General features: G+C 34.3%; 13 protein-coding genes and 1 pseudogene. 11 read left to right on the forward strand and 3 right to left on the reverse strand.

The features are described 5' to 3' along the window. Positions 1 to 224 precede the first annotated feature (224 nt). The 3 genes from C1A40_RS11520 (at position 225) to C1A40_RS11530 (ending at position 4,897) form a co-directional block, all read left to right on the forward strand. Positions 225 to 2,528, forward strand: coding sequence for a type IA DNA topoisomerase (locus C1A40_RS11520; RefSeq protein ID WP_102996021.1), 2,304 nt, complete (start codon positions 225 to 227; stop codon positions 2,526 to 2,528). After that, complete coding sequence (locus C1A40_RS11525) at positions 2,515 to 3,105, forward strand: pseudouridine synthase (protein ID WP_102996022.1); 591 nt, start codon at positions 2,515 to 2,517, stop codon at positions 3,103 to 3,105. Before C1A40_RS11520 ends, C1A40_RS11525 begins: the two co-directional genes overlap by 14 nt. Before the next feature lie 598 nt (positions 3,106 to 3,703). After that, positions 3,704 to 4,897, forward strand: a complete 1,194-nt coding sequence (locus C1A40_RS11530) for an IS256 family transposase (RefSeq protein WP_102994202.1) — start codon at positions 3,704 to 3,706, stop codon at positions 4,895 to 4,897. Between the two features lie 135 nt (positions 4,898 to 5,032). Here the strand turns inward: C1A40_RS11530 and C1A40_RS11535 are convergent, their stop codons facing one another. Both C1A40_RS11535 and C1A40_RS11540 read right to left on the reverse strand, forming a co-directional pair. Next, positions 5,033 to 5,665 (reverse strand): hypothetical protein, encoded by a 633-nt coding sequence (locus tag C1A40_RS11535; protein ID WP_102996023.1) that lies wholly within the window; start codon positions 5,663 to 5,665, stop codon positions 5,033 to 5,035. A 4-nt stretch (positions 5,666 to 5,669) separates the two neighbouring features. Further along, a complete protein-coding gene (locus tag C1A40_RS11540) occupies positions 5,670 to 6,164 on the reverse strand; it encodes an RNA polymerase sigma factor (protein ID WP_067149786.1) in 495 nt (164 codons plus the stop codon). Between the two features lie 544 nt (positions 6,165 to 6,708). On the opposite strand from C1A40_RS11540, the gene C1A40_RS11545 reads away from it, so the two are divergent. The 8 genes from C1A40_RS11545 (at position 6,709) to C1A40_RS11580 (ending at position 12,406) form a co-directional block, all read left to right on the forward strand. Continuing rightward, positions 6,709 to 7,443: an energy transducer TonB gene (locus C1A40_RS11545; protein ID WP_102996024.1), complete on the forward strand. Its 735-nt coding sequence runs from the start codon at positions 6,709 to 6,711 to the stop codon at positions 7,441 to 7,443. 390 nt (positions 7,444 to 7,833) lie between these two features. Then, positions 7,834 to 9,174, forward strand: a complete 1,341-nt coding sequence (locus tag C1A40_RS11550; RefSeq protein WP_102996025.1) for a histidine kinase — start codon at positions 7,834 to 7,836, stop codon at positions 9,172 to 9,174. 11 nt (positions 9,175 to 9,185) lie between these two features. Continuing rightward, positions 9,186 to 9,512: a 2TM domain-containing protein gene (locus C1A40_RS11555; RefSeq protein ID WP_241910395.1), complete on the forward strand. Its 327-nt coding sequence runs from the start codon at positions 9,186 to 9,188 to the stop codon at positions 9,510 to 9,512. Positions 9,513 to 9,523: 11 nt separating this feature from the next. After that, the gene (locus C1A40_RS11560; RefSeq protein ID WP_102996027.1) at positions 9,524 to 9,841 is read left to right on the forward strand and encodes a 2TM domain-containing protein; all 318 of its coding nucleotides are present in this window, start codon (positions 9,524 to 9,526) and stop codon (positions 9,839 to 9,841) included. Between the two features lie 197 nt (positions 9,842 to 10,038). Next, entirely contained in the window at positions 10,039 to 10,797 is a 759-nt protein-coding gene (locus C1A40_RS11565; protein WP_102996028.1) for a LytR/AlgR family response regulator transcription factor, read from the forward strand. 222 nt (positions 10,798 to 11,019) lie between these two features. Further along, positions 11,020 to 11,502 carry an RNA polymerase sigma factor gene (locus C1A40_RS11570; protein WP_102996029.1) on the forward strand — a complete coding sequence of 161 codons (483 nt, stop codon included), beginning with the start codon at positions 11,020 to 11,022 and terminating at the stop codon, positions 11,500 to 11,502. A 277-nt stretch (positions 11,503 to 11,779) separates the two neighbouring features. Beyond that, a complete protein-coding gene (locus C1A40_RS11575; RefSeq protein ID WP_102996030.1) occupies positions 11,780 to 12,058 on the forward strand; it encodes a FecR family protein in 279 nt (92 codons plus the stop codon). A 51-nt stretch (positions 12,059 to 12,109) separates the two neighbouring features. After that, positions 12,110 to 12,406, forward strand: a complete 297-nt coding sequence (locus C1A40_RS11580; RefSeq protein ID WP_102996031.1) for a FecR domain-containing protein — start codon at positions 12,110 to 12,112, stop codon at positions 12,404 to 12,406. 82 nt (positions 12,407 to 12,488) lie between these two features. Here the strand turns inward: C1A40_RS11580 and C1A40_RS18515 are convergent. Beyond that, positions 12,489 to 13,682, reverse strand: a pseudogene (locus C1A40_RS18515) (IS256 family transposase). Between the last annotated feature and the right edge of the window lie 87 nt (positions 13,683 to 13,769).

The following is a 13,769-nucleotide window of genomic DNA, read 5'->3' on the forward strand; positions in this document are numbered from 1 at the left end:
CCAACACCAAAGCTTTTTTAGCTAATTCTGTTTTTTATCGGACAACAATAAATATTTAAGAAATAATTTATTTGTAAGTGGCTATCTTACACTTGCTTCTTGATGCTTTTAGGGCTTTTCGATAAGCGTTTTAAACAACTGTTTTCGTTAATAACTCCTAAAAAGAACTTTTTTAAAAACTATTTTAAAGTTCTATTTTGCAGCCCTGTTTTTAATCAAAATAAATGAAAGTCTGTATAGCCGAAAAGCCAAGTGTTGCCAGAGAAATTGCTTCTGTTTTAGGAGCAAATACGCAACGTGATGGTTATTATGAAGGTAACGGTTATGCGGTAACCTATACATTCGGACATTTATGTACGCTTAAAGAACCCAACGATTATAAGCCTTATTGGAAAAGTTGGGATTTAAATAACCTACCGATGCTTCCCGAAAAGTTTGAAACCAAAGTGGTTTCTAATTCAGGAATTCAAAAACAATTTAAGATTGTAAAAAGTTTATTTGATAAAGCCGATTTGGTTATAAACTGTGGCGATGCTGGGCAAGAAGGAGAACTCATTCAACGTTGGGTGCTTAATGAAGCCAATTATAATGGTGAGGTGCAGCGCTTATGGATTTCCTCCTTAACGACCGAAGCTATTAAAGAAGGTTTTGAAAACCTAAAACCCGCTTCCGATTACGATAATTTGTATTATGCAGGATTTTCAAGAGCGATTGGCGATTGGTTGCTGGGTATGAATGCGACGAGATTATACACAGTGAAACACGGTGGTTATAAACAAGTTTTATCGGTTGGTCGTGTGCAAACACCAACTTTGGCGATGGTGGTTAATCGTTTTAAAGAAATTGAAAACTTTGAACCACAGCCCTATTGGGAGCTTCAAACCTTATATCGCGATACACTTTTTAGCTATGAAGAAGGGCGCTTTTTAAAGAAAGCAGATGGCGAAGCTTTAGCTAATAAAGTCAAGGAAAGTGACTTTGAAATTGATTCTATTACCAAAAAGAAAGGTAAAGAATATGCGCCAAAATTATTCGATTTAACCGGGTTGCAGGTGTATTGTAATACCAAATTCGGATTTTCGGCCGATGAAACTTTAAAAATTGTTCAGGCCTTATATGAGCGAAAAGTGGTGACTTATCCTAGAGTGGATACCACGTTTTTACCAAACGATATTTATCCGAAAGTACCTGGAATTCTTCAGAAATTAACCAATTACGCCGCTTTAACACAACCGCTTTTAGGCAAGAAAATTAAAAAATCGTCTCGGGTTTTTAACGATAAGAAAGTAACCGATCATCATGCCATTATTCCAACGGGTATGCAAACCAATTTGCAATACAACCAGCAGCAGGTTTACGATATTATTGTAAAACGATTTATAGCCGTTTTTTATGACGATTGTACGGTTTCGAACACCACCGTTTTAGGAAATGCTGCCAAAATCGTGTTTAAAACCACTGGTAAAGAAATTATAGAAAAAGGTTGGCGTGTTGTTTTTGAAAACCCAAATGCTAAAGAAAAGGAATCGGGTATTTTGCCAACCTTTGTAAAAGGGGAAAAAGGGCCACACGAACCTTCGTTTTTAGAAAAGGAAACCAAGCCGCCAAATCAATATACAGAAGCTTCGCTACTTCGAGCCATGGAAACCGCAGGTAAGCAGGTGGACGACGAAGAATTACGTGATTTAATGAAGGAAAATGGTATTGGACGACCTTCTACTCGAGCCAATATTATTGAAACGCTTTTCAGAAGAAAATATATAAAACGAAATAAAAAACAGGTTCTGCCAACGGTTACAGGCATTCAGTTGATAGATACGATTCAGAATGATTTATTGAAGTCGGCCGAACTTACCGGGTCTTGGGAAAAACAACTCAAAGATATTGAGAAAGGCGAGTTTAGTGCAGCTGCTTTTATTAGAAATATGAAGCAGATGGTTGATGCCTTAGTGTATGAAGTACGAAGCGAAACCAAACGCGCCAATATTTCGCAGTTTGTTACCGTTAAAAATCGTGAGGCTAAAGTGGCTAAGCAAAAGGCTGCGGGAATTTTAAATGAGGAGTGTCCGAAATGTAAAAAAGCAAAGCTTTTAAAGGGAAAAACAGCTTACGGTTGTAGCGGTTATAAAGCTGGATGTGATTTTGTGTTGCCTTTTAGTTTTGCTGATAAAAAAATCTCTGAAAAACAATGGGTTCGCCTGCTTCAAAAAGGCTCAACGGTGAATTTAAAAGGTTTTAAGGTAGATGGTGCTGCGGTTGAAGGTTTGCTGCGTTTTGATGACAACTTCAAATTAAAATTAGAGCCTAAAAAAACTTCAGCGAAAGCGACACCTAAACCAAGTTCAGACGAATTGGTATGTCCGAAATGTAAAAAGGGCACGGTACTAAAAGGCAAAACAGCCTACGGTTGCAGCGCCTACAAAACGGGCTGCGATTTTAAAATGACTTTCGAGGACGTAAGATCTGCTATGAACGGCCAAAAACCTACCAAAGCCTTGGTGCATCAAATATTAAATGGAAACATCTAAAACGCATCATAGGCACTTTATAATTTACAAACCCTACGGTTTTTTGAGTCAGTTTAAAAGTCATGACTCTAAACAACAATCTAAAAATTTCTTGGGTGCGCTTCACGATTTTCCGGAAGGTATTATGGCTATTGGAAGGTTGGATGAGAAGTCGGAAGGCTTGTTATTACTTACCACCGATGGAAAAATGAGTGATTATATAAACAGTCGTAAAGTCGAAAAGGAATATTATGCACAGGTGGACGGCGCCATTTCCGCGGAAGCGATAACAAAAATGAGTGAAGGTGTTGAAATTGGATTTAACGGTAAAAAATACCAAACCAAGCCCTGTACTGTTTTTGCTTTAGAATCCATTCCAGAATTACCCTCGCGATCGAAAAAAATTAGAGACGAACGCCACGGGCCGGCGCCATGGATTTCGGTAACCTTAAAGGAAGGGAAATTTCGTCAAGTTCGTAAAATGACTTCAGTCGTTGGTCATCCCACATTGCGTTTGGTGCGTGTACGTGTAGGCGATATTCTTTTACATAAGATGCAGCCTGGTGATGTTGTTGAGGTTGATGATTTGAGGGTTTAGTTGTGTAAATGTTTAATCGTTAATTTGTTTAATTGTGTAATCGAGGGGTTTTACTTGCGTAGGCTTGTCATACCGAGGTTAGGAGGTACCTCACCAAATAAGATGTCGCTTAAAAGATGTCTCACTGCTTTCGACATGACAGAGAGGTAGATGAGGTAAATGTTTAATCGTTAATTTGTTTAATTGTGTAATCGAGGGGTTTCACTTGCGTAGGCTTGTCATACCGAGGTTAGGAGGTACCTCACCAAATAAGATGTCGCTTAAAAGATGTCTCACTGCTTTCGACATGACAGAGAGGTAGATGAGGTAAATGTTTAATCGTTAATTTGTTTAACTGTGTAATCGAGGGGTTTCACTTGCGTAGGCTTGTCATACCGACGATAGTAGGGATCTCACCAAATAAGATTACACATGGTTTAAATAGTTTCCTGCTTAAAGTTTCTTGTTTTCAAGCAATAGTAGGAAAATTGTTGATATGTTTATTTAGGTAATCGCGAGGTCAAAGGGACTGTAAACTATTTTGTGTTTTTGCTGTTAGTTAGTTTAAAAATGATTTTGAAATTCATAGGCAAAAAATTTACTTTTAAATTTTTATTTTATGAACTCAGACTTAGAAAAACAATTAGACGCCTTGATCGGCAAAATCAGCAACAAGGAGGACTTTGACCAGGTCAAGGAACAGTTGCTTAAACGTGGTATTGAATCACTTTTAAAAGCAGAAATGACTGCCCACTTAGGGTTTCAAAAAGGAGGTTCTGTAATTGAGAACAACCAGCGCAATGGTTTCTCAGAGAAAACTATCAAGACTCATAACGGCGAACAACGCATCAAAATCCCCAGAGATCGTCAAGCGAGCTTTGAGCCTGTTATTGTCCCCAAACATCAATCGATTAGTCAAGAATTAGAAGATTGTATTCAACTGCTTTACGCCAAAGGTATGAGCAATAGCGATATTATTGATTTTATTGAAAGTACCTATGGAGTGCAGTATTCCACATCACAGGTATCCATTATCACCAATCAATTATTGGAAGACATCAAACAATGGCAGAATAGACCTTTAGAAGACGTATATCCCATTGTCTGGATAGATGCTATTCATTATAAAATACGTCAAGAAGGCAAGGTAATATCTAAAGCCTGTATGATAGTTTTAGGGGTGAATACCGAAGGGCAACAAGATATTTTGAGCATGAGTATTGTGGAGACAGAAAAGGCAGCTGCTTGGATGTCCATTTTAGACGATCTGCGCTCTAGAGGCGTAAAAGATATCTTCTTTCTGTGTTCGGATAACCTCTCTGGATTAGATAAAGCTGTAGAAGCTATTTTTCCAGGTAGTATACGTCAAATATGTATCGTACATCAAATTAGAAACTCTTTAAAATATGTGAGCTATAAGGACCGTAAATCAATAATGGTCGATATTAAAGCTATTTATCAAGCCGATAATGAGAAATTCGCTTTAGAGGCTTTCGAAGTCTTTAAACAAAATTGGGAAGATAAATACCTCTCTGCCGTACAGTCTTGGGAAAACAATTGGGATAATTTGACCGCGTTTTTAAACTACCCAAAAGAGATTAGAAAACTTATATATACTACCAATATCATTGAGAGTTTTAATGCCAGTTTAAGAAAATATACACGCAACAAAAAAGTCTTTCCTCATGATGATGCAGCACTGAAATCCATATATTTAGCAGCTCAAAGCATCAGCAAAAAATGGAAGAAAACACGATTTAAATGGGGCCAAATTTACAATCAATTGTATATTTGTTTTCCAAACAGGTTATAATCTATATTATTTTAACCTATGAATTTTGAAATTATTTTTCAAAAACACAAAATTTTGGATAAACTCAGGTCAAAATTTCAATTAGTAGTTTTCTCTTAATTCTTAATTCTTAATTCTTAATTCTTAATTCTTAATTCAAACCTCCAACTTCTTCAATTCCTTGTAATTTCTATTCAAACGTTTTAATAATAGGCCGTAAAGGAGCTTGTAAAACAACCAAAAACAAAGCACAAAAATAGCGGTCATTAAAAAGCATACTCCAAAAATGATAAATAATTCGGTGCTGCTAGCATCTGTAAGTTTATCTGATACTCCAGGGGTAAATTTAATTCCGAAATACAATCCTATTAACATGGAAACAGAAGCCACGATAAGGTTGTATATAACGTAATATTTTATAATTTTTCGAGTTTTTAAAATGCTCTCCATCAGTTTTTTTGCGTTATCGGTTACCGAAATGTTTTTGTGAGCCTTAAAAAGTAAGTAAACAAAAATGAGGATTATAGAATAGCTAAAAACGTTTATGAGCGTCAATACGGTTTTATTAGTATAAACAAGGTCTAATTGGTCGTTGTAGGCTTCTGAGAAAAAATAGGGTAGCACGTTTATAAGTATCCAAAACACGAGTTCTCCTAAGCTAATGTAAAACAAGGTTTTAACTATAGAAGATGATTTTTTATGCAGCATAGCGTAAATTTCTTTAGCAGAAATTTTAGTGCTATCGGACTTCTTGTTCCAGTCCTTTTTTAATAAATCTAATTCATCCATAGGTTTACGGATTTAAAATGGTTTTAAGTTTCGTTTTAATTCTATTCATCTTCACTCTGGCATTCACTTCACTTATACCTAAAGTTTCACTTATTTCTCTGTAATCTTTGTCTTCTAAATACAAAAACACCAATGCTTTTTCAATATCATTTAATTGGTGTACGGCTTGGTAGAGAATCTTTAATTGTTGCTCTTCTGTATCGTCGTAGTAATCAGCTTTTATTTTGAAAGCCACACCATCAAAATCTTGTGTGTTTATGGTGCGTTTCGATTTTCTATAGAGGGTAATCGCTGTATTTAACCCAACACGGTACATCCAAGTACTAAATTTAGCATCGCCTCTAAATTTTGGATAGGCTTTCCATAATTGAATTGTAATTTCTTGGAATAAATCGTTATGCGCGTCATAATTATTGGTGTATAAACGGCATACCTTGTGCACAATATTTTGGTGCTTTTCCAGTAATTCTACAAAATTATGTTCAAGTTCTTTATTCAATGGATTGGATTAGTTTTTGAACTGGTTTACATTTTTTTACTTGTTGTGAAAGGGCTTTTTTCATCCATTTTTTCACCTTTTTTCTTTCGTAGCCCTGCTATGAAATTCAAAAAAAAATAATGACCAAAAAACGCTCATTTTCGCTTAAACGCCAAAAGTTTAAATCAGTTCAATAGATAAGATGCAGAAACTTTTAATTTGTTACACTTTCGTAAAAATATTTTTTTGAATTCTATTTATGATAGCTTTAAAGGTAAGATTTAGAGTGTTTTTATAATGCTACATCGGCTATTTTTTTTTGTTTAAAAACATGGTTTGGCTATTAAAATGTGTAAAAAATGTTTGTTTCATGGCCAGAATTGATGCCATAAATTAAGGAAATCACCTTAAGCAAATAGGCTTGTTTTTATAAGGGATAAAGTTAATTGGTGATTAGTGTAAATACTTGTGAAATAGTTTGTTATTATGATTTTTGTCATGGTTTTTTGAGAGGTAATTTACTAACTTTAAAAAGGTTGAAAAGTAATTTCTAAACTATATCGTTATGAAAACTAAAAAGAATCCTGAGATCGAAATTGGGAGACATAGCAGCATTTATTTTGCTATAGGATTAAACTTGATGTTGTTTTTTACTTGGCAAGCTTTAGAGTATAAAACTTACGATTCCAAAGAAGTAAGTATAGAAGCTTTGGTTGTTGAAAAACAATTTGAGGAAGACATCCCAATTGTACAATTGAATACCCCACCGCCACCTCCTCCTCCAGCATCAGTTACAGAGGCTATTAAAATTGTTGAAGATGTTGTTGAGGTAGAAGAAACTGTTATCGAAAGCTCTGAAATTGGGCTCGAAGATGCCGTTAGTGTAGAGCCCATTCCTGTTGCTGTTCAAGCCGTAGAAGTAGAAGAAGTAGAAGAAGAGGTTGAAGTGCCTTTTGCTGTTATCGAGAAGGTCCCTGTGTTTCCTGGTTGCGAAGGTCTTACTAAACAGGCTGCCATAGATTGTTTTAAAAATAAAGTAACAGAGCACATCACGAAAAACTTTAGGTATCCCCAAGCCGCTTTAGATTTAGAGATTCAGGGGCGTGTTTCTGTTATTTTTGTTATTGATAGTCAAGGGCGTATCTCTTCCATAAAATCAAGAGGACCCGATGAGATTTTAGAGAATGAAGCTGAGCGTATTATTAGTTTGTTGCCAAAAATGACGCCTGGAACGCAACGCGGTGTGCCTGTAAAAGTATCATATGCCGTACCTATCTTTTTTAAGTATAGAGTGCAATAGAAAAAGCTAATCGTATTTTAGCTTTAAAAGCTGTCTGAAAAAGTTGATTTTTCGTCAATATGAATTATTTCATATGCTCATAATTATTGAATTTTCGATGTTATGAGGTACTGTGCCGAGCATAGGATGACGATGGTTTCAATTTTTCAGACAGCTTTTCTGATTAAAAGTTTAAACCATCAACAATTCGTCTCCGTTATTTTACAATTCGGTACATGTTTTTTTGAAATAGCGCCCTTCCATTAGATATTTGTCTCATATTAATCTAAAAAACCTAAAATATGAAACACAAGCACATGATCATTTAAAGCGAAACTTTTTGCAATTTTAAGCTTCCCGTAAACTTTTTACTAAATTTAAACATCCAATTTTATATACCATTCTTTATCCATGTCAAAACTCTTAAAAAATATCATTCTAACCTTCGTAATAGGAAGTGTCGTTTTTGTAATTGGCAGTTTAATTTCTGGTGCTTTTTATACAAATAGCACTAATAAAATCTTTATCGATTTTGTGTTTTATCAATTGTATGCTTTTGTACTAGGGTTTTCAAATATATATTTCTTTGGTTATTTAGACCGTTTAAATTGGAAACAAGGCGCGTGGAAAAAACGTATAGCAATAGGTATTGTTGGTGCAGTCCTCATCACTTTAGTAGGCCTTTTTGTGCTACGAGCATCTACAGCTACCCTGTATTATGGTGTAGATTTTAAAGCCTTTATTAGTGGTGAAAAATTAAAATATTACCAATTTGGCCTTTGGATTACCCTTACCATTGTAGCTGTTTTTCATGTAATTTACTACTACAATAAATACCAACAAAACAAGCTTAAAGAGCAAAAAGTTATAGCAGGAACAGCAAGTGCGAAGTTCGATGCTTTAAAAAATCAACTAGACCCACATTTTCTTTTCAATAGTTTAAATGTACTAACCAGTTTAATTGAAGAAAATCCTAAAAACGCACAAAAATTTACTGCGGGACTATCTAAAGTTTACCGCTATGTTTTAGAGCAAAAAAATAAAGAATTGGTAACGGTAAACGAGGAGTTGCAGTTTGCTAAAACATACATGTCTTTATTAAAAATGCGCTTCGAAGATAGCATCGTATTCCATATGCCAGAACAGGCTACAAACCCCGAAAGTAAAGTGGTGCCTTTATCATTACAGTTGTTATTAGAAAACGCTGTAAAACACAATATGGTTACGCCAAATAAACCTTTGCATATAACCATTTTTGAAGACGGTAACAATTTGGTGGTCGAAAATAATTTTCAGCCCAAACAAATTGTAAAAAAAAGTAGTGGGGTAGGTTTAAATAACATTAACCAACGCTACAATTTACTAACCCATAGAAAAATTAATATTACTAAAGAAGCAAACCGTTTTGCTGTAGCAATACCAATGCTTACCAAACAAATATCCATTATGAGAACACATACATCACAATCACAATTAGACGACAGTTATGTACGAGCACGCAAACATGTCGAGGAACTTAAAGGGTTTTATTACAGTCTAGCCTCTTATTTCGTAGTTATTCCTTTTTTAATTTTTGTAAACTATAAAAGCTATTGGGGTTTCCAATGGTTTTGGTTTCCTATGTTTGGCTGGGGTATAGGTTTAGTCATTCAAGCTTTTCGTGTTTTTGTAGACGATGGCGCTTTTGGGCGCAACTGGGAAAAGCGAAAAATTGAACAATTTATGAAAGAGGAAAAAAACCAATGGAATTAAATCAAACACTCATGGAAACACAAAATACATCAAATTTTAATAGGCAAAAATTCGAGAGAGAAGAAGCGTATTTAAGAGCCGAAAAGCGCTTAAAAGAACTTAAAGGTTTTTATTGGCATGGCTTCTGGTACATCGTTGTAAATATTTTTATCATTTGTATGATTGTTTTTAATGGTGGTAATTTCTTCAGTTTTGGCACTTTTGCAACCCCTATATTTTGGGGTATAGGTCTCGCATTTCATGCCATGACCGTGTTTGGAGTCGACCTGCTTTTTGGGAAAGCTTGGCAAGAGCGAAAAATTAAAGAGTACATGGATAAAGAACGACAAAACTTTTAATTGAAAACAACATGAAACCAGAAAATAAAAATGAAACGTTATTATTAGAAGCCCAAAAAAAGCTAAAAAAATTAAAAATATTCTACATCCATTTATTGGGTTATATCGTAGTAGTTATGCTACTTAGTTATAATTTATATATCATGGCGGGACCTTATAAACCTTTTTTTCAATGGTTTGATATTTGTATTTTAGTAGCTTGGACAGCTTTTATAGCCATGCATGGATGGCACGTGTTTAAAGGTAAAATCTTCTTTAAAAGAGATTGGGAATCAAAAAAAATACGCGAATTCATGGAAACTGAAAACCAATCAAAACGATGGGAATAAGTTTTGATCTTATTAGGGCGTTACCACAAGGGTCGGGCTTTTCGTTACAATCTTTTTTTAGAAATAAAAAAAAGGATTTCCACTGCAAATGCTGTGCATTCACGATTTCCAAAGGATAAAATTAAAAAGCAATGAGTAATCCCTGCCTGCAGGCCTAACGCAAAGCCTCGACACTGTTTAATTTATAGTTTTACCAAATGAACATTATTATCATAGAAGACGAAAAACCATCGGCACGACGGTTGCAACGCTTGCTGCAAAGTTTAAACCTAAACGCTCAGGTGCTTTTACATTCTGTAGAAGAATCCGTAACATGGTTTCAAAACAATCCGCATCCCGATTTAATATTTTTGGATATTCAATTGAGCGATGGATTATCGTTCGAGATTTTTGAGGCTGTCGAAATTAAATCGGCCATCATTTTTACCACGGCTTACGATGAATACGCACTTAAAGCCTTCAAATTAAATAGTATCGATTATTTGTTAAAACCCATCGATGAGGATGAACTACTCATAGCCGTAGAAAAATTTAAAAACCGAAGCATTCAGTCGCAAGGAGTAACTTTAGATTTTAATGACATCAAAAAACTGCTTGTAAATCCGATTGATCGAGCCTATAAAAAACGATTTTCGGTAAAAGTAGGTCAGCACATCAAACTCATTCAAGTTGAAGATATCGAATGTGTGTACAGCGAAAATAAAGGCACCTATATTCATACCAACGAGGGCCGAAATTATTTATTAGATCATACCTTAGATTTTCTAGAAAACGAACTAGAACCAGAAAGCTTCTTCCGTATCAATCGAAAATTCTTCGTAAACATTAACGCTATTAAAGATATGGTGAGTTATACCAACTCCCGACTACAAATAAAACTAAACAGTTATCATGATCAAGAGGTTATTGTGGCACGCGAGCGTGTCAAGGATTTTAAGTTGTGGTTGGAGAGGTAATTTATATTTTATGTATTTATAGCTGTTTTTAAATCTTATTTAGTGAAATTGCGAATTGCTATGTATATGTTTAAAAAAGTTATATATTATTTATGTTTTGGTTGTTTTTGTTAATATTTATTCTGTTAAAAGGTAAAAATTTAAAAAAAATATTATTTTTGGTCGAATAAAAATTGAATGGAGTCAAACCATGTGTTAGAAGACTCTATAAAACGATAACCATTGCCTAATCAAATACCTAATGACGATTATTTAATTCATTTACTTCACAAAGGTGATGAGTCTGCCTTGACTTTAATTTATAAGAAGTATTGGCAAATTATGTATTTGGCGGCTTATAATATCGTAAAAAATAAAGAGGTTTCTGAAGATATTGTTCAGGATGTATTCGTGAATCTTTGGAATAAAAAAGATAAAGTTTTAGTTAAAACCTCGCTTAAAAGTTATTTGTATACCAGTACCATTTATAAAGTGTATGATTTTTTTAGAAAAAATAAAAAAATGATACATGTCGAACTTCTAGACGATTTTTCTCAAAAAGCACAAGTGCTAACTCCAGAAAATCAACTTATTCATAAAGAACTTATCCAGCAATTTGAGGACGTAATAAAAGTGCTGCCCAAAAAATGTAAAGAAGTATTTAAACTCAGTCGAGAGCAAGGTCTTAGTAATAAAGACATTGCTAAACAGCTTAATGTTTCGTAACGTGCTGTATAAGGGCATGTTAGTAAAGCGTTAAGGGTGTTGCGAACAAGTTTAAATATTTCGGTTAGCATAGATTTCATTTTCTTTATCATAAAAAATCAATAAGAATTGATTTTATTTCTTCGGTTTTTTTAAAGTTAAAACTTGTTGTTTAATAAGTTTTAAAGCGCTGTAAATAAGTTATGTGTGTTCTTGTTTTTAGCACGCGTATTCGTGTTTTTTTAATTTATGTTTAAAAAAACAAAAAAAATCTGTTTTTAGAGCAGGTGAGTATGCTTTGGTTCTAGCTGATGGGACGCAAGGTTGGTTAAATTCCGATTCTCAAATAAAATATCCGGTTCGGTTTAAGTCTGGCGAAACAAGACTTTTAGAGCTAGTCTATGGAGAGGCTTATTTTGAGGTGTCACCTAGCACAAATCACAACGGCGACTCTAATAAAGTTCAACAAATTAACGTAGTAGGAACTGCTTTTAATGTAAAGGCCTATCAAGAAGAAGCGATTGTAACCACAACTTTGGTTGAAGGAAAAGTTCATGTGAATTACCAAGAAGAATAAATCTCATTTACCCCTAATCAGCAGTCTGTTTTAAACAAGTATAACAATACCATGACTGTGCAAACGGTTGATGTGTTTCATGAAATTTCATGGAAAAACGGCGTATTTAGCTTTACCAAAAAATCTTTAGAAGAAATTATGCAAGTGCTTTCTAGATGGTATGATTTTGAAGTTGAGTTTAAAAACAAAAAAGTTGCTAATGAACCGTTTGTTGGAACTTTAGGGAAACAGGAGAAAATTGAAGATATATTACAGAATTTAAAAGATTTAGAAATCATTAAAAATTACCAATTTTATGAGAAAAGAATAGTAATTGAATTATTGTTGTCCGATAAAAAACAGAATTAGCTAAAAAAGCTTTGGTGAGTTTATCCAAAATTTTGTGTTTTTGAAAAATAATTTCAAAATTCATAGGTTAAAATAATATAGATTATAACCTGTTTGGAAAACAAATATACAATTGATTGTAAATTTGGCCCCATTTAAATCGTGTTTTCTTCCATTTTTTGCTGATGCTTTGAGCTGCTAAATATATGGATTTCAGTGCTGTATCATCATGAGGAAAGACTTTTTTGTTGCGTGTATATTTTCTTAAACTGGCATTAAAACTCTCAATGATATTGGTAGTATATATAAGTTTTCTAATCTCTTTTGGGTAGTTTAAAAACGAGGTCAAATTATCCCAATTGTTTTCCCAAGACTGTACGGCAGAGAGGTATTTATCTTCCCAATTTTGTTTAAAGACTTCGAAAGCCTCTAAAGCGAATTTCTCATTATCGGCTTGATAAATAGCTTTAATATCGACCATTATTGATTTGCGGTCCTTATAGCTCACATATTTTAAAGAGTTTCTAATTTGATGTACGATACATATTTGACGTATACTACCTGGAAAAATAGCTTCTACAGCTTTATCTAATCCAGAGAGGTTATCCGAACACAGAAAAAAGATATCTTTTACGCCTCTAGAGCGCAGATCGTCTAAAATGGACATCCAAGCAGCTGCCTTTTCTGTCTCCACAATACTCATGCTCAAAATATCTTGTTGCCCTTCGGTATTCACCCCTAAAACTATCATACAGGCTTTAGATATTACCTTGCCTTCTTGACGTATTTTATAATGAATAGCATCTATCCAGACAATGGGATATACGTCTTCTAAAGGTCTATTCTGCCATTGTTTGATGTCTTCCAATAATTGATTGGTGATAATGGATACCTGTGATGTGGAATACTACACTCCATAGGTACTTTCAATAAAATCAATAATATCGCTATTGCTCATACCTTTGGCGTAAAGCAGTTGAATACAATCTTCTAATTCTTGACTAATCGATTGATGTTTGGGGACAATAACAGGCTCAAAGCTCGCTTGACGATCTCTGGGGATTTTGATGCGTTGTTCGCCGTTATGAGTCTTGATAGTTTTCTCTGAGAAACCATTGCGCTGGTTGTTCTCAATTACAGAACCTCCTTTTTGAAACCCTAAGTGGGCAGTCATTTCTGCTTTTAAAAGTGATTCAATACCACGTTTAAGCAACTGTTCCTTGACCTGGTCAAAGTCCTCCTTGTTGCTGATTTTGCCGATCAAGGCGTCTAATTGTTTTTCTAAGTCTGAGTTCATAAAATAAAAATTTAAAAGTAAATTTTTTGCCTATGAATTTCAAAATCATTTTTAAACTAACTAACAGCAAAAACACAAAATAGTTTA

The organism is Tamlana carrageenivorans (assembly GCF_002893765.1).
Taxonomy (GTDB): Bacteria; Bacteroidota; Bacteroidia; order Flavobacteriales; family Flavobacteriaceae; genus Pseudotamlana; species Pseudotamlana carrageenivorans.

Excerpts from the sequence above, each read along its gene's own strand:
- C1A40_RS11520 (WP_102996021.1), top strand. The coding sequence starts at position 225 with ATGAAAGTCTGTATAGCCGAAAAGCCAAGTGTTGCCAGAGAAATTGCT.
- C1A40_RS11525 (WP_102996022.1), top strand. The coding sequence starts at position 2,515 with ATGGAAACATCTAAAACGCATCATAGGCACTTTATAATTTACAAACCC.
- C1A40_RS11530 (WP_102994202.1), top strand. The coding sequence starts at position 3,704 with ATGAACTCAGACTTAGAAAAACAATTAGACGCCTTGATCGGCAAAATC.
- C1A40_RS11535 (WP_102996023.1), bottom strand. The coding sequence starts at position 5,665 with ATGGATGAATTAGATTTATTAAAAAAGGACTGGAACAAGAAGTCCGAT.
- C1A40_RS11545 (WP_102996024.1), top strand. The coding sequence starts at position 6,709 with ATGAAAACTAAAAAGAATCCTGAGATCGAAATTGGGAGACATAGCAGC.
- C1A40_RS11550 (WP_102996025.1), top strand. The coding sequence starts at position 7,834 with ATGTCAAAACTCTTAAAAAATATCATTCTAACCTTCGTAATAGGAAGT.
- C1A40_RS11555 (WP_241910395.1), top strand. The coding sequence starts at position 9,186 with ATGGAAACACAAAATACATCAAATTTTAATAGGCAAAAATTCGAGAGA.
- C1A40_RS11560 (WP_102996027.1), top strand. The coding sequence starts at position 9,524 with ATGAAACCAGAAAATAAAAATGAAACGTTATTATTAGAAGCCCAAAAA.
- C1A40_RS11565 (WP_102996028.1), top strand. The coding sequence starts at position 10,039 with ATGAACATTATTATCATAGAAGACGAAAAACCATCGGCACGACGGTTG.
- C1A40_RS11580 (WP_102996031.1), top strand. The coding sequence starts at position 12,110 with ATGACTGTGCAAACGGTTGATGTGTTTCATGAAATTTCATGGAAAAAC.